The organism is Rathayibacter sp. VKM Ac-2857, assembly GCF_013205025.1.
In the GTDB taxonomy this organism is placed as follows: Bacteria; Actinomycetota; Actinomycetes; order Actinomycetales; family Microbacteriaceae; genus Rathayibacter.
Genome location: NZ_JABMLE010000001.1, coordinates 1,181,801 through 1,202,309 on the forward strand (window position 1 = coordinate 1,181,801; position 20,509 = coordinate 1,202,309).

The following is a 20,509-nucleotide window of genomic DNA, read 5'->3' on the forward strand; positions in this document are numbered from 1 at the left end:
TTCGGGCGGCCGGAGGGCGAGGAGGCCCCCGGTCACTCGAGGGTGAGGGCCTGCGAGATCCGGTCGGCGTCGAAGGCGCGGGCCATCCTCCGCCGCTCCCCGTCGGGGAGGCCGAGCTCGAGGGCGACCCCCTCCCAGGCCTGAACCTGCGCGGCGGTCTCCCGCACGATCCGCGCGGCGTCGGGGCGGGTGAGCCGGTAGGCGTCGGCCGTGGCCAGGAGCTCACCGAGGTCGCGGTGGCGGGGGTCGTCGCGGTCGCTGATCGGCCGCGAGTGCACGACTCCGGTGCTCGTGCTCGCGTTCACGTCGAACAGCGGGGCGAGACGCCAGCCTCCGTCCTGCCGGAGGAAGCCGTGGTTGCGCCAGTGGTCGTCGACGTTGTTCACGAGGACCGTCAGGGCGATCCGGGTGAACAGCTCCCGCAGATCCGCGCGCGGATCGGCGCTGAGGTCCGCCAGCACGTCCGAGAACTGCTCGTAGGAGTAGCGGCCGAGGTCGTTCGCACCGATCCCCAGTGCCGAAGCAGCGGACAGGTAGGCGCGACGACCGCCCGCGGCGGTGCGGTCGAACCGGTCGAGCAGCAGCACGCTCTTCTCCGCCGAGGCGCGCAGCAGCGTCCACGTAGGAGTCCGGAGACCGATCCGCTCGGCCAGGACGAGCACGACCGCCTCCCAGCGCTCGACGTCGAGCCCCTCGTCCTTCGAGTGCGGGAGCTTCGCGAGAGCGAGGCGGCCGTCGGCGCGGAGGACGTTCGCCTTCGGTCGAGCCCCGCCCGGCGACGTCGCGATCCCGGAGAGGTAGGCGACGTCCTCCTCGGAGGCGTCGTCCGCCTCGTAGCGCGCCGCCACGCGGAGGATCCGCTCGATCTCGTGGACGTTCGCCACCCCGGTGTCCGAGGAGGACCACTCCTCCGCGCCGGGCAGCCGGAAGCGGAGCGCGCCCATCCGGCCGGCGTCGGAGACGCCCAGCAGGTGGTCCCACGAGCCCTGCAGCGCGGGGGCACTCGGATCCCGTTTTCGGCGAGTGGCGTGGTTCGCCTCGATCAGGCGCCGGCCCCACTCGTCCGGGGACGCGTCCTCGAACGCGCCGGGGAGCGCGTGCGACTCGGGCGTCCAGATCCTGCCGCTGACGAGGGGCAGATCGGGCGAGATCGCGAAGGCGTCGGGTGAGGACAGGTAGTCGGCGTCGTACTGGAAGGACGACGAGGCGAGGACGCGCCCCGCGAACGACGGGTGGAGGGTGCCGACCCGCACGAGTCCCCGCGACTCGTCGTCGAGGTGGACCTCGACCGGCCCGGCGGTCACAGCGAGCCGCCGGCGCCGAGGATCGCGTCGATGCGGGCCCGGGCCGTCTCGCTGCGGTAGGGATCGGTCGCCTGGACGAGGGAGTCCGCGATGCCGAGCGCCCCGAGGACCGCGACGACGGAGTCGAGGCGGGCCGAGCCGTCCCCCGCCTCCAAGCGGCGCAGCGTCTCGCGGGTGACGCCCGCCCGCTCGGCGAGCGAGGACGCGGTCATCCCGTTCACGGCTCGCCAGCGCCGGATGTTGGCGCCGATCTCGGCCAGCTGAAGGGAGCGGCGAGGCGACCGTCGTGCGACCATGCGAAGACTCCTGAACTCTGTGAGTTACAGACTAGCTCTGGCTGGCACCTCTACCGTTCAAAAAGCCTCCCGCTCCCCTATGGCTGAATCCGCGGGAATATCCCCGGCCGCACGTGGTTGGATGAGGATGTACATGCAAATGCATGGATCAGGTCTCGCCAGGACGGGGCCACGGAGAGTAAGGAGCGCCCGATGCAGTTCGGCATCTTCACGGTCAGCGACATCACGACCGACCCCACGACCGGCCGCACCCCGACCGAGTCCGAGAAGATCGCGGCCACCCTCGCGATCGCCCAGAAGGCGGAGGAGATCGGCCTCGACGTCTTCGCGCTCGGCGAGCACCACAACCCGCCCTTCTGGTCCTCCTCCCCCACGACGACCCTCGCCTACATCGCCGCGAAGACCGAGCGGCTCCAGCTCAGCACCGCGATGGCCCTGATCACCACGAACGACCCGGTGAAGCTCGCCGAGGACTACGCGATGCTCCAGCACCTCGCCGGCGGCCGGGTCGACCTGATGCTCGGCCGCGGCAACACCGGCCCGGTCTACCCGTGGTTCGGCAAGGACATCCGCCGCGGCATCGAGCTCACCATCGAGAACTACGACCTGCTGCACCGCCTGTGGACCGAGGACTTCGTCGACTGGGAGGGCCAGTTCCGCACGCCCCTCCAGGGCTTCCAGTCGACGCCGCGCCCGCTCGATGGCGTCGCCCCGTTCGTCTGGCACGGCTCGATCCGCTCGCCGCAGATCGCCGAGCAGGCCGCGTACTACGGCGACGGCTTCTTCGCGAACCACATCTTCTGGCCCGCCTCGCACACCGCGAAGATGGTGCAGCTCTACCGCTCGCGCTTCGAGCACTACGGCCACGGCAGCGCCGACCAGGCGATCGTCGGACTCGGCGGCCAGATCTTCCTCGCGAAGAACTCGCAGGACGCGGTCTCGCAGTTCCGCCCCTACTTCGACAACGCCCCGGTCTACGGCCACGGCCCCTCTCTCGAGGACTTCACCGAGCAGACCCCGCTCACCGTCGGCTCGCCGCAGGAGATCATCGACCGCACCCTCGGCTTCCGCGAGTACGTCGGCGACTACCAGCGCCAGCTGTTCCTGATGGACCACGCCGGCCTGCCGCTGAAGACCGTCCTCGAGCAGATGGACATGCTCGGCGAGATCCTGCCCGCCCTGCGCGCCGGATTCGCCGAGGGCCGCCCGGCGCACGTGCCGGACGCGCCCACCCACTCCTCGCTCGTCGCCGCCCGCGCCGAGCAGCCCGCCCCCGTCAGCCCCGTCCCCGTCAGCGCCTAGGAGGCCCCGCCCATGGACACCCGCAGGATCACCGTCCTCTCGGCCGGCCTCAGCACGCCGTCCTCCACCCGCCTGCTCGCCGACCGCCTGGCCGACGCGGCCGAGGCCTCGCTCACCGAGCAGGGCTTCGCCGTCGAGCGCAGCGTCGTCGAGCTGCGCGACCTCGCGCACGACGTGACGAACAACCTGCTCACCGGCTTCGCCAGCCCGGCGCTGCAGACCGCGCTCGACGCGGTGGCCGGCGCGGACGGCTTGATCGCCGTGACGCCGATCTTCACCACCAGCTACAGCGGGCTCTTCAAGTCGTTCGTCGACGTGCTCGACACCGAGGCGCTGCGCGGGCTGCCCGTGCTGCTCGCGGCGACCGGCGGCTCTCCCCGCCACTCGCTCGCCGTCGACTATGCGATGCGCCCGCTCTTCACCTACCTGCACGCCGCTCCCCTGTCGACGACGGTCTTCGCCGCGACCGAGGACTGGGGCGGAGCGACCGAGGACGGCCGTGCGCTGCCCTCACGGATCGAGCGGGCGGGCCGCGAGCTCGCGACCGAGGCGGCGCGCACCTCCCGCGCCCCCGCGGACCCGTGGGCGCTCGACGGCTCGTTCGAGGGGATGCTCGGCCGCCGGAGCTGAGCACCGCTTCTCTCACAGGAGCGCGGATCCGTCCAGTAGCGGCGCACGCCGATGCCCGCAGCTAGCCTCCCCTCGGAGGGCCCGCCGGTGGCCCCCGAGGGGAGGCCATGATGGCTCTGGACACGACGTCGCTGGGCAGGGGCGCCTTCGATCGGGTGACGCTGGATCGGCGTCGCTTCCTCAGCGCCCTGGGCGTCGCCGCCTCGGTCCCCGTGCTGGCCGGCTGCGGCTTCGCACCAGCGCGCCCCGCGGCGAGCGCCGACAGCGGCACGCTGACCTTCACGACCTGGGGCACGGACGCCGAGCTGGCCGGCTTCCAGCGCGCGATCGACCGCTTCCAGGAGGCGAACCCCGGCTCGACCGTGGCGCTGAACTCGGTGCCGTACGAGCAGATGTTCACCAACATCGACGCGCAGCTGCAGGCGGGCAATCCGCCGGACGTCTTCCGCGTGCCGTACTACACCTTCGGCAGCTACGCCGGCCGCGACCAGCTGCTCGACCTCACCCCGCACCTGGAGGCGGACGTCGCCGAGCGCTTCACCGATCCGGCCTGGGCCGCGGTGCAGAGCAATGGCAGCCCGTTCGGCGTGCCGCACCACACGGACACCTCGCTGATCCTCTACAACACGGAGGCGCTCGCCACCGCGGGCATCACCGACTTCCCGGCCTCGCCGGAGGAGGCCTGGACCTGGGAGGAGTTCACCGAGGTCGGCCGGATGCTGCGCGCCTCGCTCCCCGCCGAGCGCTACCCCTTCGCCTACAACTGGCAGGGCAACGGCGTCACCCGCTGGCTGAGCCTGCTCTTCCAGGCCGACGGCCGCTTCCTCACCGAGGACCTCTCCGCTCCCGCCATCGACTCGGATGCGGGTCGCGCGGCGATCGACTTCAGCCGCAGCTTCTTCACCGACGGCCTGGTGCCGCCGAGCAGCTCGATCCAGGCGACGACCTACGCGAGCGACCTCTGGTACTCGCAGACGACCGCGATGACCTTCGGCGGGGCGTTCCTCATCCCGGACGCGGAGTCGACGCTCGACTTCGAGTGGGGCGCGACCTACTCGCCGCGGAACGTGCGCGGCGGCGGCGACTTCGGCGGCAACGCCCTCGTCGCGACCAAGGCGACCGCGAACCCCGAGCTCGCGGCGGCGTTCCTCGCCTTCGTGACCGAGGAGGAGTCGATGCGCGACTTCTGCGCCGGCGCCTCGCTGCTGCCCACCCGCCGCGACCTGACCGAGTCGGGCATCGAGTTCGAGGTGCGCCCGGAGCTCGCCGAGGTCTTCCTCGGCCAGGCGGGCACCGTTCAGGCGGAGGACGCGGCGCAGGTCGCCTCGCCGGACATGGCGGCGATCATCGCGGTGCTGAAGGACCAGCTCGAGCAGGCGTTCGTCGGCGGCCAGAGCACCGAGGACACGATCGCGAAGCTCACCTCCGGCATCGCCACCGCCGTGCAGTGAGCGGCAGGATCCGGTGACCCGCACCCTCCCCGCGCCCGAGGAGGTGACGGCGCGACCGCGCCGCGCCTCCCGGGCGCCCGCTGCCCGCGAGACCCTCGCCGCCTACGGGTTCCTCGCGCCGAACCTGCTGATGCTGGCGCTGTTCGTCTTCGTCCCGCTGGTCGGCGCGTTCCTGCTCAGCTTCCAGCGCACCAACGGCTTCGGCGACGGCGTCTTCATCGGCCTGGACAACTACGGCCGGCTGCTCAGCGACCCGCTGTTCTGGCGCTCGACCCTCAACACCGCGCTGTTCACGCTGATCGTCACGCCGCTGTCGATGGCGCTCGGGCTGGGCGCCGCGGTGCTGCTGAACTCGGTGCTGCCGGCCCGGCCCGTCTTCCGCTCGATCCTGATCCTGCCGATGGCGGTCTCAGGCGTCGCGACGGCGCTGATGGGCGTGCTGATCTTCGACGAGAACAGCGGAGTGCTCGACGGCCTGCTGCAGACGATCGGACTGCCGCGCATCGCCTGGCAGTCCGGCGGCGCAGCGGCCTTCGCCTCCGTGATCCTGGTGACGCTCTGGTGGCGGACCGGCTTCAACATGCTGATCTACCTTGCGGGGCTGCAGGGCGTGAACCCTGCGCTCTACGAGGCGGCGCGGCTCGACGGCGCGAACGGCTGGCAGCAGTTCCGGCACGTGACGGTGCCGCTGGTCGGCCCATCGACGTTCTTCCTGCTGATCCTCAACGTCATCTACTCGTTCCAGGTCTTCGACATCGTCTTCGTCCTCACCGGCGGCGGGCCGCAGAACGCGACCTCGGTGCTGGTGACCTACGCCTACGACACCGGCTTCGTCACCCGCGATCAGGGCTACGCGGCGGCGATCGGCATCGTCCTGCTGATCCTGACGATGATCTTCACCGCCGTGCAGTGGCGGACGAACCGCTCGAGGGACCTCGTCGAATGAACCGCGTCTCCCACTCGACGACCGCGCTCCGGCTCGTCCTGGCGATCCTCGTCTCGCTCGTCATCCTCTTCCCCCTCTACTGGATGCTCGTCGTCGCGTTCTCCTCGCGCGCCGAACTGCTCGGCGGCACGCTGCGGCTGTGGCCGCGCGAGTTCACGCTGGCCAACTTCGAGCGCGTCTTCGACTCGTTCCCGGTCGCGACCTGGTTCGGCAACTCGCTCGCGATCAGCCTCACCACCGCACTGATCACCGTGGCGATCAACCTGCTCGGCGGCTACGCCTTCGCGCAGCTGCGCTTCCGCGGTTCCGGCGTGCTCTTCCTGCTGGCGCTGTCGACGCTGACGCTGCCCGTGCAGGTGATCATGGTGTCGCTCTTCCGGCTCGTGACCGATCTCGGCCTCTACGGCAGCTACTGGGCGGTGATCCTGCCGACCGCGGCCTCGGCCTTCGGGCTCTTCCTGGCGCGCCAGTTCATCCTCGCCATCCCGCGCGATCTGATCGAGGCGGCCCGGATCGACGGGGCCGGTCACTTCCGCGTCTTCACCCGGATCGTGCTCCCGCTCTCGAAGCCGCTGATCGCCGTGCTGTTCTTCATGTCGCTCCTCGGCTCCTGGAACGACTTCGCCTGGCCGCTGATCGCCCTCAAGGAGAACGTCCTCTTCACCCTCCCGATCGGGCTGCTCTACCTGCAGGGGCAGTTCGGCAGCGACTACGGCGGAACGATGGCCTTCGCGCTGGTGAACGTGCTGCCCATGGTCGTGCTGTTCCTGATCTTCCAGCGCTACTTCGTGCAGGGCTTCTCCCGCAGCGGACTGCGCTGAGCACGGACGCTCGGGGGCGGATCGACTGCTTCTATCACGGCCGTATGTCAATCCCGGCTATTGCGCTCCCCGTTGTCGCGGCACCGCGGTACCGTCTACCCAGGCGCTCGTCCGGAGCGCCGCGGAGCACATCGCTCCAGCAGAAGGCGGGGTCGTCGTGAGCACCATCGCCGCCAATGCCGCCCAGCAGCGGGTCGCCGGTCGCTACTACCTGATCGAGCGCATCGGCTCCGGCGGGATGGGCTCGGTGTACCGCGCTCGCGACGAGACCGTGCAGCGCGAAGTGGCCGTGAAGGTCTTCCGCGCCGAGGCCTCCAACCCCGAGGACGTCGCCCGCCAGGAGCGCGAGGTGCGGATGCTGAGCTCCTTCGCGCACCCCGGGATCGTCAACCTCTTCGACGCCGGACTGCACAACTTCGGCGGTGAGGTGCGCCGCTACGTCGTGATGGAGCTGGTCGCCGACCCGACCCTCGAGGCGCGGCTCGAGCCGGGCCCGATGGCGCCGGACGAGGTCGCCGCGATCGGCACGCAGCTCGCCGAGGCGCTCGCCTACCTGCACGAGCGCGGCGTCGTCCACCGCGACGTGAAGCCCGCGAACATCCTGGTCAGCGAGGTCGCCTCCAGCGGCTACACCCGCACCGCCAAGCTCACCGACTTCGGCGTCGCGCACTTCATGGACGGCTCGCGCCTCACCAGCGACGGCATCGTGATCGGCACCGCCAGCTTCGTCAGCCCCGAGCAGGTCGCCGGCGAGCCGATCAGCGGTGCCAGCGACGTCTTCTCGCTCGGCCTCGTGCTGCTGGAGGCGATCACCGGGCACCGCGAGTACTCCGGCACCGTCCTCGAGGCGGCGATCGCGCGCCTCAACCGCTCCCCCGTCGTCCCGGCGACGCTGCCCGCGCCCTGGCGCGCGCTGCTCACCTCGATGACCGAGCGCGACCCGGCGAAGCGGCCCACCGCCGACCAGGTCGCCCACCGGCTGCGCGCGGGGATGACCGCGTCCTCTGCCGGCGAGGCCGCCTCTGCTCCTGACGGCAGCCGCGTGCGCCTGCGCCGCGCCGTCATCATCGGCTCGAGCGTCGTCGGCGTCGGCGCCGTCGCCGCCCTCTCCTGGATGCTCGGACTCCTCGCCGGCCGCTGAGCCGACAGCCCGCTCGTCGAGCGGCCGCGCAGCGGCCGCCTTTCATCTTGGTCGAGCAGCCGCGCAACGGCCGCCTCTCATGGTGGTCGAGTAGCCGCGTAGCGGCGTATCGAGACCCATGCGCCCCGAGCACGCAAGCCCACCCACCGTGCGCGAGAGAGACGATCTCGAGGCGCCTGGCCCACGGGCCGCGCTGAGCGCCAACGAGCACGCTGGAGACGACACGACCTTGTGAGTCGACGAAGCCTCACGTACCGTGACGTCCCGTCGGGCCCTGCGAGCCCGATGACTGCAGGGTCACGATTCGATCAACGGAGATAGAACATGAAGAAGAAGTACGGGGCGATTCTCGCCTCAGGGTCGGTCACCGCGGCACTCGCCTTCGCAGGCGCGCCAACCGCGGCGGCCTTCCAGGTCTACGAGGACGCCGACTTCCGCGGCTACGTCTACCAGGCGACATGGGGTCAGAAGGACGGCCTCGGCTCAGTCAATCGGAAGGCGTCTTCGTTGAAGACGCCGGAACGAAAGACCTTCTACGAGAACCGCGGGTATGAGGGGCGTTCGATCCGTCTGCAGGGAGATGTGTCAGCCCTGTCGAGTCTCACGTCAGGCCTGAACTGGCTGGAGACCTGGAACGACCGGATCCAGAGCTACGACTGATGAGCGGTCGACGACGGCGCCCCGGCGGACGAATCCTCCGGGGCGCCCTGGGCGCCTTCGCCTCTCTAGCAGTTCTGAGTGGCTGCACTGCCGGTGGAGTCGAACCCGATGACTCGGCGCACGCCTACCTGGACTCGGTCAGCGGGGAGATCGTCATGCCGCTGAACGAGTACGCCTTCTACGGGCGGCACGCCGACGAGCAGGTCTTCGATACGGCGGCGGAAGCCGTGGTCGGAGAGTGCATGAAGAAGAAGGGCTTCACCTCCTCCGTCGCTCGCACTCCGGCCGACCCGACGACCGACCTCGACGACCGGACCTTCGGGATGTGGCACGAGCTGCGCGCGGCGCGCTACGGATTCGGCTCCGCGGACTCCCCACTGGACGTCGCGCTGGAGCAGGCACGCGCGGTCGGCGGGATGCACTGGGCCGGGGCACGCGACGCCTGCTACGAAGACGACGACTCCGTGAGGACGGCGATGGCTACCGTCAACCCGCGGCAGGACGAGTACTTGAACAGTCTCGCCTCCCGCCTGGAGAGCGAGGCGCTGACGAGAGCGCAGAAGGACGAACGCTGGCAGCGCGCCCGCGAGCCGTGGGAGCAGTGCCTGAAGGACGCCGGGCTCACCCCCGAGTCCGGGGAGCACTACCGCTCGAAGCAGGCGAACGCCCTGCCGGAGACGGACGGACGGGGCAGCAGCGAGGAAGGGATCCGCCTCGCCTCGATCGAGGCCCGGTGCAACACCGAGAGCCGGCTGACCCAGACGCTCGCCGACCTCGAAGCGGCGTATCAGCAGCCGCTGATCGACGCGAATCAGGCGGCGTTGAACGAGGAGAAGGAGCGCAAGCAGCAGCTCCTCGAGGCCGCACGCGCGTACATCGCCGCGCATGGGTGACGGCGGGGGTGCAGTGCCGAGCAGCACGCGGCTCCGGCGCATCGAGCACCCCCTGCGGGCGGTCGTCGCGGCCCTGGTCCTGCTCGGCTCGATCACGGCCTCCTTCCTGACCGGGCTCCTGGTGCAGGCTCCGGACCACGGACCCGGGGAGCAGGTGCGGCAGACGATCCGGGTCACCGCGCCGGTGGAGAGACGAGTCGTCGACTCCCGCACGGCGTTCGCGGGCAGCGTCGTCGCCGGGAGCGAGCAGACGCTCAGCACGATCCCCTCGGGAGTCCCGGCCGTCGTCACCAGACGGACCGTCGACGTCGGCGACGTGGTCCGACCGGGGAGCCTCGTCGGCGCCGTCTCGGGCCGCCCCGTCTTCGCCGTGCCAGGCCCGCTGGCGCTCTACCGCGATCTGCGCACCGAGGACGAGGGCGACGACGTCTCCTCCCTCCAGCGCGCGCTCCGCGAGACCGGGGCGGACGTCGAGGTGACGGGCTGGGTGGACTGGCGGACCACCGCCGCCGTGACGGAGCTGTTCGTCGACAACGGCTTCCCCGCGCCGACCGCCCCCTCCCCCGAGACGATGGAGTCGTCGCCGACCGATCCTGACCCGTCGGAGCCCATCTCCTCCCCGGCGCCCGAAATACAGCAGCCCCGCGTCGTCCGGCCCCCGGGTCCGCTCATCCCCTTCGCGAGCTTCGTCGCGCTGGCGTCGGCCGAGGCGACGGTCACCGGCGCTCTCCCGCTCGGCGCGACGGTCACGAGCGAGGCGCCGCTGGTCACGGTCCGCACCTCTCCGAACACCGTCTCGTTCCGGGCCGACGCGGTGAGCGCTGCGACGCTGACCGACGGGCAGGAGGTGAGCGTGCAGGCCGACACCCGGCAGCTCGCGGGCACGATCACGGCGATCGGGGAGTTCGTCGAGGCCTCGGACGGCAAGGCACCGGGCCGGGACGTCACGGTCACCTCGGCCGATCCCGCCTTCGCCGGCCTCTCGCCGGGACTGAGCGTCACCGTCCTTCCGGAGGCCGAGCACGAGGAGTCCCTCGCGGTGCCGACGGTCGCCCTCCGGCAGGACGCCGAGGGGACCTTCGTCCTCGTGCCGGCCGACGCCGAGGCAGGAGCAGAGCACCCGGAGCCCCGGCGCGTGCCCGTCACCGTCGACTACTCGGGGAACGGCTGGACCGCGATCGCCGGCGACGTCCTCGCACCCGGGAGCGAGGTGATCCTGCAGTGACCGTCGGCACGCCTCCCGCGCCGGCCGCCCTCGAGCTGACCGGGATCACCCGGATCTTCGGCGCCGACCCCGCGACCGGCATCCGGGACATCGGCATCACCGTGCGGCAGGGGGAGTTCGTCGCGATCGTCGGTCCGTCGGGCTCGGGGAAGAGCACGCTGCTGAACGTCCTCGGCCTGCTCGACACTCCGACGGCGGGCAGCTACCGCGTCTTCGGGACGGAGGTCGCCTCCCTGCACGAGCGCGAGCGCGACCGACTCAGGTCCCGGGTCTTCGGATTCGTCTTCCAGCAGTCGTTCGTCCTCGGGGACGTCTCCGCGCTGCACAACGCGGCGCTCGGACTCCGCACGCAGCGCGTCCCGCTCGCGGAGCGCGGCACGCGGGCGCTGGACGCCCTCGCCCGGCTCGGCGTGGAGGCGAGGGCACACGCCGCCGGACGGGTCCTCTCCGGCGGTGAGCAGCAGCGTCTCGCCCTCGCGCGCGCCATCGCCACCCGGCCGCGGATCGTCCTCGCCGACGAGCCGACCGGCAATCTCGACCGGGCCAACGGGTCGGCGGTGCTCGACTCCCTTCGCGACCTCCACGCCGGCGGAGTCACCGTCGTGCTGATCACCCACGACGAGACGATCGCGGCGGCCGCGGATCGCACGATCCGCATCGTCGACGGCACCGTCGAACCGTCGACGGCGACTTCGCCGCGAGCAGGAGCGCAGAGAGCCGCCGCGGAGGAGGGTGCCGAGGAGGAGGGTGCCGAGGAGGCGGATCCGTCGCGCGGGAGTCCTCACCGCTGGATCACGGCGCTCGCCGACGACCTCGGCGACGCCGTCGACGTCGTCACCACCCGACTGGCGCGCACCCTGTTCCTGCTGCTCGCCTTCGCGCTGGGGATCGGCGGTCTGGTCGCCTCGATCGGGGTCAGCGAGAGCGCCTCCGGCAGCGTCGCGGACCGACTGAGCGCGGCCGCCCTCGACGAGGTGCGCGTCTCGGTCCCCGGCGGCACGGGACTCCTGCGCGACGACGACCGTCGCCTCTCCGAGTGGATCGCTTCGGCGTCGTCTCTACCGCGGGTCGCCGGAGTCGGCTCCGCGTCCGTGGCGTCGGGAGGCTCCGCCTCGATCCAGCGCCTCTCGCCCTCCGAGCCGGAGAGGGGTTCGCCGCTGAGGCTGATGTCGGCGTCCTCGGAGTACCTGCGGCTCACGGGCGCATCGCCCGTGGGTCCGGACACCTTCGGACTCCTCGACGACCGGGCGCTGCGCGGGATCGCGATCGTCGGCCATGACGCGGCGGCGACGCTCGAGCTCCCACCTCCGGGCCCCGGCTGCCGGCTCTGGGTGAACGGCCGCACGGTCGACGTCGTCGGCGTCCTCGACGCCGGGCCTCGGCAGGCCGACCTCACCGACTCGGTGATCGTGTCGTCCGATGTCCTCCAGGGCTCGGCGGACGTGACGACGGCGCTCCTGATCCGCACCGAGCCCGGGTACCCCGCCGCCGTCGCGGAGGCGGTCCCCCTTCGGCTCGATCCCGCGAACCCCGGGCGGTTCGGCGTCGAGACCGTCGCCGACCTCCGCGATCTCCGGACGGGCATCGGCAGCGACCTCGGCGCCCTGATCGCACTGATCTCCCTCATCCTGCTCGTCCTCGCCACCATCAGTGCCGCGACGACCCTGCACCTCTCCGTGCAGGCCAGGGCACACGAGATCGCACTACGCCGGGCCGTCGGCGCCAGCAGGACCGCGGTCGGACGCCTCTTCCTCGCCGAGGGCCTCCTCATCGGCCTGCTCGGCGGAGCGGTGGGCGTGGCCGTCGCGAGTGCCTCGACGCTCCTCATCGCCGGGCTCCAGGGCTGGACTCCGGTCCTCGAACCCTGGCTGCCGGCGGCGGGACTCGGCGTCGGACTCCTGACGGGACTCGCCGCGTCGACGATCCCCGCCTGGACGGCGAGCCGCCAGGACCCGGCGCTCGCGCTGCGCGCCCGGTGACACCTGCTGGTCGAGCAGGCGCGCAGCGGCGTATCGAGACCCGCGCACTCCGGAACGCGAGGCCGGCGGCTGAGCTCTCGGTGACGGCGGATCTCGATACGCCCGCTCCGCGGGCTACTCGATCAGCATGAAGGGGCTGCACACACCGAGGACGGCTGCGCGGACGGCGGCGTGCGCTCCCCTCATGCTGGTCGAGTAGCCGCGCAGCGGCGTATCGAGACCCATCCCCTCCAGAACCCAGGCCCGACGGCTCAGCTCTCGGGGACGGTGGATCTCGATACGCCCGCTCCGCGGGCTACTCGATCAGCATGCAAGCGGCCGGTCAGGCCTCGCCCGGGAGGGCCTTGCGGAGGACGATGCGGGTCCAGGCGCCGACGTAGACGCGGTCGCCCTCCTCGATCTCGCGGCGCTGGCCGGTGGGGATCGGGGTCTGCGGGAGCGGGGCGCCGGCCGCGGCGAGGTAGGTGCCGTTGGCCGACTGCAGGTCCTCGACCCACCAGCGGTAGCCGTCGGTGTTGAGCTGGCAGTGGCGGCGGGAGACGCCGGAGTCGGTGCCGCAGTCGATCTGCGGCGAGATGCCGCGCGAGGCGGACGGCCGGCCGACGAGCAGCGAGCGCTCGCGGAGCACGACGATCGTCGGCGGGCCGGCGGAGGGCATCGGGTCCTCGGCGCGCTGCTCGGCGTACCAGTCGGGGTCGACCCAGATCTCGGCGATCCAGGGGTCGTCCTCCTCCGGGGCCGCGGGCACGGCGGGCGCGGCCGTCGGCGTGCTCCCGGTGACCTCGCTGATCACCTCGGTGGCGGGCGCGGCGGGCGGCGCGGTGGCGACGGGCACGTCGAACCCCGCCTCCTCCTCCCGAACGAGCGCGGGCGGGGCACTGGGCGCGGTCGGTGCGGGCGCCTCGCCCAGGTGAGCGGCAGGGTCGCCGGCCGGCGTGGCGGAGCCGCCGACCTCGCCGGGCGCGCGGACGGCGCCGGACTCGGTGAACGGGTCGGCCTCGGGCAGCGAGCCGGTGGTGAAGTCGTAGCCGCAGTTCTCGCAGAACAGCGCGCCCGCCTCGTTGGGGTACGAGCAGTTCGGGCAGACGGCGGGACCGGTCGGGATCGCCGTGGTCGGGTCGGCGGCGCGGGGCGCGGGGGCGGACGGCGCGGCGGGCGCGATCGGCGCACCGCAGACGTCGCAGTAGTCGCCGGACTCGGAGGTGTGCCCCTCGGGGCAGCGGTAGCTCACTTGCGCACCCGGGTGGTCTTCGTCGACGCGGTGTCGAGCGCCATCTCGTCCAGGCGGGCGACACCGCGCTTCAGCCGCACCGTCCCCTCGTTTGGGTTGTCGATCTCGACGACCTTGCGCAGCTTCGCGGTCGCCTCGTCGTTGCCGGTGGCGGCGGCGAGCTGCACGGCGCGGCCGAGCTTGACGGTCGCGGTGGCGTCGTCGCCGACCGCCTTCGCGGCGAGGCCGTCCTGGATGGCCGAGGCGAGCTCGGTCTGGCCGGTGTAGTGCGCGACGGCCGGGTCGATCCGGGCGGTGAGCGCGGAGTCGTCGGTCCAGCGGGCCTTCACCAGCGCGGAGGCGACGACCTCGTCGCGGACGCTGAGCTGCACGCGGGCGGCGAGCTGCTCGGCGCCGACCGGCTTCGAGGCGACGCGGACGGCCACGTGGTACTCGCGCGACTCGTCGCCCCAGGCGCCGGTCGGGTAGCTGCCGGTCAGCGGGTTCACCGAGGTGCGGCGCGAGCTGAGGTCCTCGAGGTTCGGCGCGACCTGGCGGACGAAGAGGAGCTGCGACCCCTGCGGGGTCCACACGCGCAGCTCGCCGTCGGCGACACCGCGGCCCATCGACGCCTGGATCAGCTGCTCGAAGTCGGCGGCCATGTCGGCCGGGTTCGCGATCAGGCCCACGGTGCCGAGCAGCGCGCTGGCGATGGTGCGCGCCTCCTCGACGACCCAGCGGGAGCCGACGCCGCGGACGTCGCACTGGAAGACGCCGCCGGCCGCGCGGATCGCCGCGTCGAGCTGCATCCGCGACTCGTGCTCGTTCTTGCCGTCGGTGAGCAGGATCGCGTGCCGCTGCTTCGCCTCGGGGACGCTGGAGAAGAGCTGACGCGCGAGGGTCAGCCAGGTTCCCATCGCGGTGCCGCCGTCGGCCTGGAGGAAGCCGATGGCCTCCTTCGCGGCGGCGCGGGCGCCCGGCTCCATCCGCACCATCGACACCGAGGCGTTGGGGTACGGGAAGGCGCGGTCGGCGCGCTCGGAGCCGGCGACGACGGCGAAGAAGGTGCCGTCGAGGATCTGGTCGACCGCCACGGCGGCGGCGCGCTTGGCCGCGGTCATGTTCTCACCGGTCATCGACCCCGAGCAGTCGACGATGATGATCTCGGCGGCCGCTCCGTCGCTGCCGGCCGCGCCGGTGGCCGAGGCGGTCACCGTCACGATCGCGTGCACATCCGTCGCGCCGTCCGAGAGGAACTCGTTCTGAAAGACACTCGCGCTGAACTCCGCCATTCGGCCAGTTTATTGTGCTGCCTGGCCGCGACGGCCCTCCTCCTCGCCGGATGCGCAGCAACCGTCGGGCAGCCGGCCCCTCCCCCGGCCGGCGCGGGCTTCGACTACCAGCTCGGCGGGAGCTACCCGCCGGCCGACGGCGTCGAGCTCGTCGTCCGCGATCGCGAGGCCGCGCCCGCGCCGGGCGTGTACTCGGTCTGCTACGTCAACGCCTTCCAGACGCAGCCCGGCGAGGAGGCGGAGTGGGCGGCGCGCCCCGAGCTGCTGCTGCGGGACGTGGACGGGGAGCCGGTCACCGACCCGGACTGGCCGGACGAGACGCTCCTCGACGTGTCGACGGCGGCGAAGCGGGAGGCGCTGATCGGCGTGGTCGGGCCGTGGCTCGAGGGCTGCGCCGAGAGCGGCTTCGACGCCGTCGAGGCCGACAACCTCGACTCCGCCACCCGCTCGGAGGGGCTGCTCACGGACTCCGACACCGCCGCCTTCGCGCGGGACCTCGTCGAGGCGGCGCACCGGGCCGGGCTCGCGATCGGGCAGAAGAACGCGGCCGAGCGCGCGGAGGAGATGCGCGGGCTCGGCTTCGACTTCGCGATCACGGAGGAGTGCGAGGTGTTCACGGAGTGCGACGCCTACACCGACGTCTACGGCGAGCGGGTCTACGAGGTGGAGTACACGGACGTCGACGACGCGGACGAGGTCTTCGCGCGGGCGTGCGCGCGCGGCGACGGGATCGGCGTGCTGCTGCGCGACCGCGACCTGCTGACGCCGGAGGACGACGGGTACGTCTCGGAGCGGTGCTGAAGGCATCCATGCTGATCGAGTAGCCCGCGAAGCGCGGCGTATCGAGATCCATCACCGTCAGAACACGAGTCTGCAGACCCGCCCTGCTGGCGACGGTGGGTCTCGATACGCCCCTCCGGGGCTACTCGACCAGCATGATCGCGCTCAGCCGCGCGTGCCCGAGGTCCGTCAACCCCGATGCCGCACGGCCCTCCGCCTGACAGGCTGGGCGCCGTGCCTCCCTGGTCCCTCGCGCTGCTCAGCGGCGCCATCGGCGGAGCGACCCTCCTCGTCGGAGCGGCGCTCGCCTGGTTCGTCCGCGTCCCGCCCAAGCTGACCGCGGCGATCTCCGCGTTCGGCGCCGGGGTGCTCATCTCGGCGCTCGCCTACGAGCTGGTGCAGGAGGCGGCCGACGACGGCGGACTCCTGCCGACGATCCTCGGCACGCTCGCCGGAGCCGTGGTCTTCGTCGGAGCGGACGCACTGCTCACCCGGGCCGGCGCCGGGAATCGCAAGAGCGCGAAGGGTTCCGGCTCGGCGGGTGGTGGCACCGCGATCGCTGCGGGCGCGCTGATCGACGGAATCCCCGAGTCGATCGTGCTCGGCCTCTCGGTGGCGCAGGGCGGCGCGGGAGCGGCGATCAGCGTGCCGATCGTGGCGGCGGTCGCGATCTCGAACCTGCCCGAGGGCCTCTCCTCCACGGTCGGCATGAAGGCCGACGGCCGCTCCGCGCGCTACGTCTTCACCGTCTGGGGCGGCATCGCCGCGCTCTCCGCGATCGCCGCGCTCGTCGGCTTCCTCGTCTTCGCGAGCGCGCCGGGAGCGGTCGTGGCGTTCGTGACGACGGTCGCGGCCGGCGCGATCCTCGCGATGATCTCGAACACGATGATCCCGGAGGCGTTCGACCGGGACGATGTGCTGACCGGGCTGTACGCGGTCCTCGGGTTCATCACGGCGTTCGCGCTGCACTCCGTTTCCTAGGACGCCGCGGGGCGGCGTCCGGCGGTCGGCAGTGCGCGGAGTGCGTTTCGCAGAGCCCCGGTGCGTGCGCCGACGGGAATCCGCTGGGACGCGGATTCCCGGATACGGCTCAGAAGGGGCCGGTTGGTTCGGCGACGGATCGCAGCATGCTGGTCGAGTAGCCACGGAGCGGCGTATCGAGACCCGGCGTCGTCAGCAGGGGTGGCCTGCACACCCGGCTTCTGAGGGCGTGGATCTCGATACGCCCGCGCCGCGGGCTACTCGATCAACATGTCCAGCCGACGCTCTTGATCAGCACGACCACAGCATGCTGGTCGAGTAGCCGCGGAGCGGCGTATCGAGACCCGGCGGCGTCAGCAGGGGTGGACTGCAGACCCGGCTTCTGACGGCGTGGATCTCGATACGCCCGCGCCGCGGGCTACTCGATCAACATGTCGAGCCGACGCTCTTGATCAGCACGGCCACAGCATGCTGGTCGAGTAGCCGCGGAGCGGCGTATCGAGACCCGGCGGCGTCAGCCGCTGAAGGACGTCAGGGCGTCGTCGAGGATCGCGAGGCCGCGGGCGACCTCGGCGGGGGTGACCACGGCGGGCGGGACGACGTGGATGCGGTTGTCGGCGGTGAAGGGCAGGAGGCCCCGGGAGAGCAGGTCGGCCTTCAGGCGGCCGACGGCGGCGGCCGGCAGCGGCTCGCGGGTGCCGCGGTCGGTCACGAGCTCGAGCGCCCAGAAGACGCCGGAGCCGCGGACCTCGCCGATCACGTCGTGCTTCGCCTCGAGGGCGGCCAGGCCGGGGGCGAGGTGCTCGGAGCCGATGGTCTTCGCGTTGTCGACGATGCCCTCCTCCGCCATGGCCTCGAGGGTCGCGACGACGCTCGCAGCGGCGAGCGGGTGACCGGAGTAGGTCAGCCCGCCGGGGAAGACGCGCTCGTCGAAGTGGTGCGCGATCGGGTCGTCGATGAGGACGCCTCCGATCGGCACGTAGCCGGAGTTGACGCCCTTGGCGAAGGTGATCAGGTCGGGCCGGACGTCGAAGGCGTCGAACGCGAACCACTCGCCGGTGCGGCCGAAGCCGGCCATCACCTCGTCGAGGATCAGCAGGATGCCGTAGCGGTCGGCGAGCGCCCGCACGCCGGCGAGGTAGCCGGGCGGCGGCGTGAGGATGCCGGCCGTGCCGGGGATCGTCTCGAGCAGCAGCGCCGCGATCGACTCGGGGCCCTCGGCCTGCACGACGCGCTCGAGGTGGTGCAGCGCGCGCTCGCACTCCTGCTCGGGCGTCTCGGCCCAGAACTCGGAGCGGTAGAGGTAGGGGCCGAAGGCGTGCACGTGACCGCGCGCGTACTCGTTCGGGATGCGGCGCCAGTCGCCGGTGGAGACGATCGCGGCGCCGGTGTTGCCGTGGTACGAGCGGTAGAAGGAGACGATCTTGTCGCGGCCGGTGTAGAGCCGTGCCATCCGGATCGCGTTCTCGTTGGCGTCCGCGCCGCCGTTGGTGAAGAAGACCTTCTCGAAGCCCTCGGGCGCGCGCTCGGTGATCAGGCGCGCCGCCTCCGCCCGGGTCTCGTTCGCGAAGGCCGGGCCGACGGTGGTGAGGACCGCCGCCTGCGCTTGGATCGCGGCGACGACCTTGGGGTGCTGGTAGCCGATGTTGACGTTGACGAGCTGGCTGGAGAAGTCGAGGTAGCGGGTGCCGTCGACGTCCCAGACCTCGGCGCCGAGGCCGCCGGCGATCGGCAGCGGGTTGAGCGCGCCCTGCGCGGACCAGGAGTGGAAGACCCGCGAGCGGTCGGCGGCGGTGACGGAGGCGTTGGTGCTGCCGGTGGGAGTCGTGTCCGAGGGTGTCGTGTCCGAGAGCGTCATGCCTCCATCGTGCCGCGCGGCGACCCGTCGCGGGCGCCCCGCTTTGTCGAAGCATCCGCCCTACGATGGACAGAACGTCGAATCTCGAGGGAGCCGCCTGTGCCCGCGACCGTCCGCGATCTGCTCGCCGAGCCGGCCTTCAGCCTGCACGTCCTCGCGGGCGTGCACGACGAGGCGGCACTCGACGCTCCGCTGGTCTGGGCGCACTCCTCCGACCTCGTCGATCCGACGCCGTGGCTCGAGTCCGGGCAGCTGCTGCTCACCGACGGGGTGCACTTCGAGCAGGCTCCCGGGACGCAGGGCGCCGACTTCTCCGAGGCGTACGTCGCGCGCCTGCGCGGCCGCGGCATCCGGGCGCTGGGCTTCGCGACCGGCATCGTGCACGACGAGGTGCCCGCCCTCCTCGTGGCGGCGTGCGCTCGGCAGGGGCTGCCGCTGCTCGAGGTCGCCGACCTCACGCCGTTCATGGGGATCATCCGCTTCGTCGCGGACGTCATCTCGCGCGAGCAGCGCGAGCGCCTGGAGTGGTCGCTGGAGGCGCAGCGCCGAGTCGCGCGGGCGGCCCTCCGCCCCGACGGCCTCGCGGCGATCCTCTCGGAGCTCGAGCGCCAGCTGGACTGCTGGGTCGCGCTCTACGACGCGGTCGGGCAGCGGGTGCACCTGCCGACGCGGCTCGACGTGCCGGAGGCGGCGGAGCGCTCGGTCGCGGCGGCCGTGCGCCAGGCGCTCGCGCGGGGCAGCCGCGCGGGGCTCCGGCTCGACGATGGGGGCGGCGTCACCCTGCAGACGCTCGGGCAGCGCGACCACCTGCGCGGGGTGCTCGCGGTCGGCACCGGCACTCCCCTGGATCCGGCCGGCAACGACCTGGTCGCCAGCGTGATCGGGCTCGCGAGCATCGCGCTGGAGCAGCGGCGCGCCCTCGACACCTCGCGGCGGCAGCTGCGCTCGGGGCTGCTCGAGCTGCTGGCCGCCGGCGCCTTCGACGTCGCGGCCCGCACGGCGCGGCAGCTCTGGGGGACGCTGCCCGCCGAGCCGGTCCGGGTGAGCGTGCTGAGCGAGCCGGTGCGCGGCGACTCGCTGCTCGACGAGCTGGAGGTGTTCGCTGAGGAGAACGGGGCGCGGCTGTTCTTCGCCGAGCGCGACGGCGCGCTCGTGGTGATCACGGGCGCCGAGGATCTGGAGCTGATCGCGGGAGTGCTCGAGCGGCACGGTGCGCAGGCAGGGGCCTCGGCGCCGATCGCCTGGGCCGAATTGGACCGAGGGCTGGTGGAGGCGCGGCGCGCGGCCGACCGGGCGACGGCGGAGCATCCGCTGCTCCGCTTCGAGGACGTGTCGGCGCAGGGGATGCGCGGCCTGCTCACCGCGGCCGGCGCCGAGCCGCTCGCGCGGCGGCTGCTCGCGCCGCTGCTCACCCCCGAGGGCGGCGTGCTGCTCGAGAGCGCCCGCGTCTGGCTCCGCTGCAACGGCGCCTGGGAGCCGGCCGCCCGCGAGCTCGGCGTGCACCGGCACACGCTGCGCAACCGCGTCACGGCGGTCGAGCGTGCGCTGGGCGTGGACCTGGACGACGTGGATGCGCGGACGGAGCTGTGGCTGGCGCTGAGCCTGCTGTGAGGGCGGAGCGGTGTCCACCGTGCCTGCGGTGGGCGGGTCTCGATACGCCGCTGCGCGGCTACTCGACCAGCATGCAACGGCAGCCGCTCGGCAGGCAGGCCGGCCGGCGAACGGGCCGGCCGGCGCCTC

18 protein-coding genes are annotated in these 20,509 nt (G+C 72.3%); 13 read left to right on the forward strand and 5 right to left on the reverse strand.

All coding sequences use genetic code 11. The features are described 5' to 3' along the window. Positions 1 to 32 precede the first annotated feature (32 nt). Together HQQ86_RS05490 and HQQ86_RS05495 are read right to left on the reverse strand one after the other, a co-directional pair. Positions 33 to 1,304 carry a type II toxin-antitoxin system HipA family toxin gene (locus HQQ86_RS05490; protein ID WP_173287066.1) on the reverse strand — a complete coding sequence of 424 codons (1,272 nt, stop codon included), beginning with the start codon at positions 1,302 to 1,304 and terminating at the stop codon, positions 33 to 35. Continuing rightward, positions 1,301 to 1,600: a helix-turn-helix domain-containing protein gene (locus HQQ86_RS05495; RefSeq protein ID WP_123444948.1), complete on the reverse strand. Its 300-nt coding sequence runs from the start codon at positions 1,598 to 1,600 to the stop codon at positions 1,301 to 1,303. The genes HQQ86_RS05490 and HQQ86_RS05495 overlap by 4 nt, the downstream gene beginning before the upstream one ends. 192 nt (positions 1,601 to 1,792) lie before the next feature. On the opposite strand from HQQ86_RS05495, the gene HQQ86_RS05500 reads away from it, so the two are divergent. The 10 genes from HQQ86_RS05500 (at position 1,793) to HQQ86_RS05545 (ending at position 12,648) form a co-directional block, all read left to right on the forward strand. Continuing rightward, positions 1,793 to 2,902, forward strand: a complete 1,110-nt coding sequence (locus HQQ86_RS05500; RefSeq protein WP_173287068.1) for an LLM class flavin-dependent oxidoreductase — start codon at positions 1,793 to 1,795, stop codon at positions 2,900 to 2,902. Between the two features lie 12 nt (positions 2,903 to 2,914). Then, entirely contained in the window at positions 2,915 to 3,532 is a 618-nt protein-coding gene (locus tag HQQ86_RS05505; protein ID WP_173287070.1) for an FMN reductase, read from the forward strand. A 107-nt stretch (positions 3,533 to 3,639) separates the two neighbouring features. Further along, the gene (locus HQQ86_RS05510; RefSeq protein ID WP_254071785.1) at positions 3,640 to 4,983 is read left to right on the forward strand and encodes a sugar ABC transporter substrate-binding protein; all 1,344 of its coding nucleotides are present in this window, start codon (positions 3,640 to 3,642) and stop codon (positions 4,981 to 4,983) included. 13 nt (positions 4,984 to 4,996) lie between these two features. After that, positions 4,997 to 5,929 carry a carbohydrate ABC transporter permease gene (locus HQQ86_RS05515; RefSeq protein WP_367948552.1) on the forward strand — a complete coding sequence of 311 codons (933 nt, stop codon included), beginning with the start codon at positions 4,997 to 4,999 and terminating at the stop codon, positions 5,927 to 5,929. Next, positions 5,926 to 6,750, forward strand: coding sequence for a carbohydrate ABC transporter permease (locus HQQ86_RS05520; RefSeq protein WP_173287072.1), 825 nt, complete (start codon positions 5,926 to 5,928; stop codon positions 6,748 to 6,750). The genes HQQ86_RS05515 and HQQ86_RS05520 overlap by 4 nt, the downstream gene beginning before the upstream one ends. A gap of 157 nt (positions 6,751 to 6,907) precedes the next feature. Next, a complete protein-coding gene (locus tag HQQ86_RS05525) occupies positions 6,908 to 7,891 on the forward strand; it encodes a serine/threonine-protein kinase (RefSeq protein ID WP_173287074.1) in 984 nt (327 codons plus the stop codon). A 324-nt stretch (positions 7,892 to 8,215) separates the two neighbouring features. Further along, positions 8,216 to 8,551: a hypothetical protein gene (locus tag HQQ86_RS05530; protein WP_173287076.1), complete on the forward strand. Its 336-nt coding sequence runs from the start codon at positions 8,216 to 8,218 to the stop codon at positions 8,549 to 8,551. A gap of 155 nt (positions 8,552 to 8,706) precedes the next feature. Beyond that, positions 8,707 to 9,444 (forward strand): hypothetical protein, encoded by a 738-nt coding sequence (locus HQQ86_RS05535; RefSeq protein WP_173287078.1) that lies wholly within the window; start codon positions 8,707 to 8,709, stop codon positions 9,442 to 9,444. 13 nt (positions 9,445 to 9,457) lie between these two features. Next, the gene (locus HQQ86_RS05540; protein WP_173287080.1) at positions 9,458 to 10,669 is read left to right on the forward strand and encodes a hypothetical protein; all 1,212 of its coding nucleotides are present in this window, start codon (positions 9,458 to 9,460) and stop codon (positions 10,667 to 10,669) included. After that, entirely contained in the window at positions 10,666 to 12,648 is a 1,983-nt protein-coding gene (locus HQQ86_RS05545; protein ID WP_173287082.1) for an ATP-binding cassette domain-containing protein, read from the forward strand. The genes HQQ86_RS05540 and HQQ86_RS05545 overlap by 4 nt, the downstream gene beginning before the upstream one ends. Before the next feature lie 322 nt (positions 12,649 to 12,970). On the opposite strand, the gene HQQ86_RS21955 is transcribed toward HQQ86_RS05545, so the two are convergent. After that, complete coding sequence (locus tag HQQ86_RS21955) at positions 12,971 to 13,879, reverse strand: FHA domain-containing protein (RefSeq protein WP_173287084.1); 909 nt, start codon at positions 13,877 to 13,879, stop codon at positions 12,971 to 12,973. Then, positions 13,876 to 15,150 carry a VWA domain-containing protein gene (locus tag HQQ86_RS05555; RefSeq protein ID WP_173287086.1) on the reverse strand — a complete coding sequence of 425 codons (1,275 nt, stop codon included), beginning with the start codon at positions 15,148 to 15,150 and terminating at the stop codon, positions 13,876 to 13,878. The genes HQQ86_RS21955 and HQQ86_RS05555 overlap by 4 nt, the downstream gene beginning before the upstream one ends. A gap of 12 nt (positions 15,151 to 15,162) precedes the next feature. Here HQQ86_RS05555 and HQQ86_RS05560 point away from each other — a divergent pair, with 12 nt between their 5' ends. Continuing rightward, positions 15,163 to 15,951: an endo alpha-1,4 polygalactosaminidase gene (locus HQQ86_RS05560; RefSeq protein WP_173287088.1), complete on the forward strand. Its 789-nt coding sequence runs from the start codon at positions 15,163 to 15,165 to the stop codon at positions 15,949 to 15,951. A 213-nt stretch (positions 15,952 to 16,164) separates the two neighbouring features. Next, entirely contained in the window at positions 16,165 to 16,911 is a 747-nt protein-coding gene (locus HQQ86_RS05565; RefSeq protein WP_173287090.1) for a ZIP family zinc transporter, read from the forward strand. 514 nt (positions 16,912 to 17,425) lie between these two features. On the opposite strand, the gene HQQ86_RS05570 is transcribed toward HQQ86_RS05565, so the two are convergent. Further along, complete coding sequence (locus HQQ86_RS05570) at positions 17,426 to 18,769, reverse strand: aspartate aminotransferase family protein (protein WP_173287092.1); 1,344 nt, start codon at positions 18,767 to 18,769, stop codon at positions 17,426 to 17,428. 99 nt (positions 18,770 to 18,868) lie between these two features. Between HQQ86_RS05570 and HQQ86_RS05575 the strand changes: the two genes are divergently transcribed. After that, a complete protein-coding gene (locus HQQ86_RS05575) occupies positions 18,869 to 20,380 on the forward strand; it encodes a PucR family transcriptional regulator (RefSeq protein WP_173287094.1) in 1,512 nt (503 codons plus the stop codon). Positions 20,381 to 20,509 lie beyond the last annotated feature (129 nt).

Bases quoted from the DNA above. Each gene is read 5' to 3' on its own strand.
- HQQ86_RS05495 (WP_123444948.1), bottom strand. From the start codon at position 1,600: ATGGTCGCACGACGGTCGCCTCGCCGCTCCCTTCAGCTGGCCGAGATC.
- HQQ86_RS05500 (WP_173287068.1), top strand. From the start codon at position 1,793: ATGCAGTTCGGCATCTTCACGGTCAGCGACATCACGACCGACCCCACG.
- HQQ86_RS05505 (WP_173287070.1), top strand. From the start codon at position 2,915: ATGGACACCCGCAGGATCACCGTCCTCTCGGCCGGCCTCAGCACGCCG.
- HQQ86_RS05510 (WP_254071785.1), top strand. From the start codon at position 3,640: ATGATGGCTCTGGACACGACGTCGCTGGGCAGGGGCGCCTTCGATCGG.
- HQQ86_RS05520 (WP_173287072.1), top strand. From the start codon at position 5,926: ATGAACCGCGTCTCCCACTCGACGACCGCGCTCCGGCTCGTCCTGGCG.
- HQQ86_RS05530 (WP_173287076.1), top strand. From the start codon at position 8,216: ATGAAGAAGAAGTACGGGGCGATTCTCGCCTCAGGGTCGGTCACCGCG.
- HQQ86_RS05535 (WP_173287078.1), top strand. From the start codon at position 8,707: ATGCCGCTGAACGAGTACGCCTTCTACGGGCGGCACGCCGACGAGCAG.
- HQQ86_RS05555 (WP_173287086.1), bottom strand. From the start codon at position 15,150: ATGGCGGAGTTCAGCGCGAGTGTCTTTCAGAACGAGTTCCTCTCGGAC.
- HQQ86_RS05570 (WP_173287092.1), bottom strand. From the start codon at position 18,769: ATGACGCTCTCGGACACGACACCCTCGGACACGACTCCCACCGGCAGC.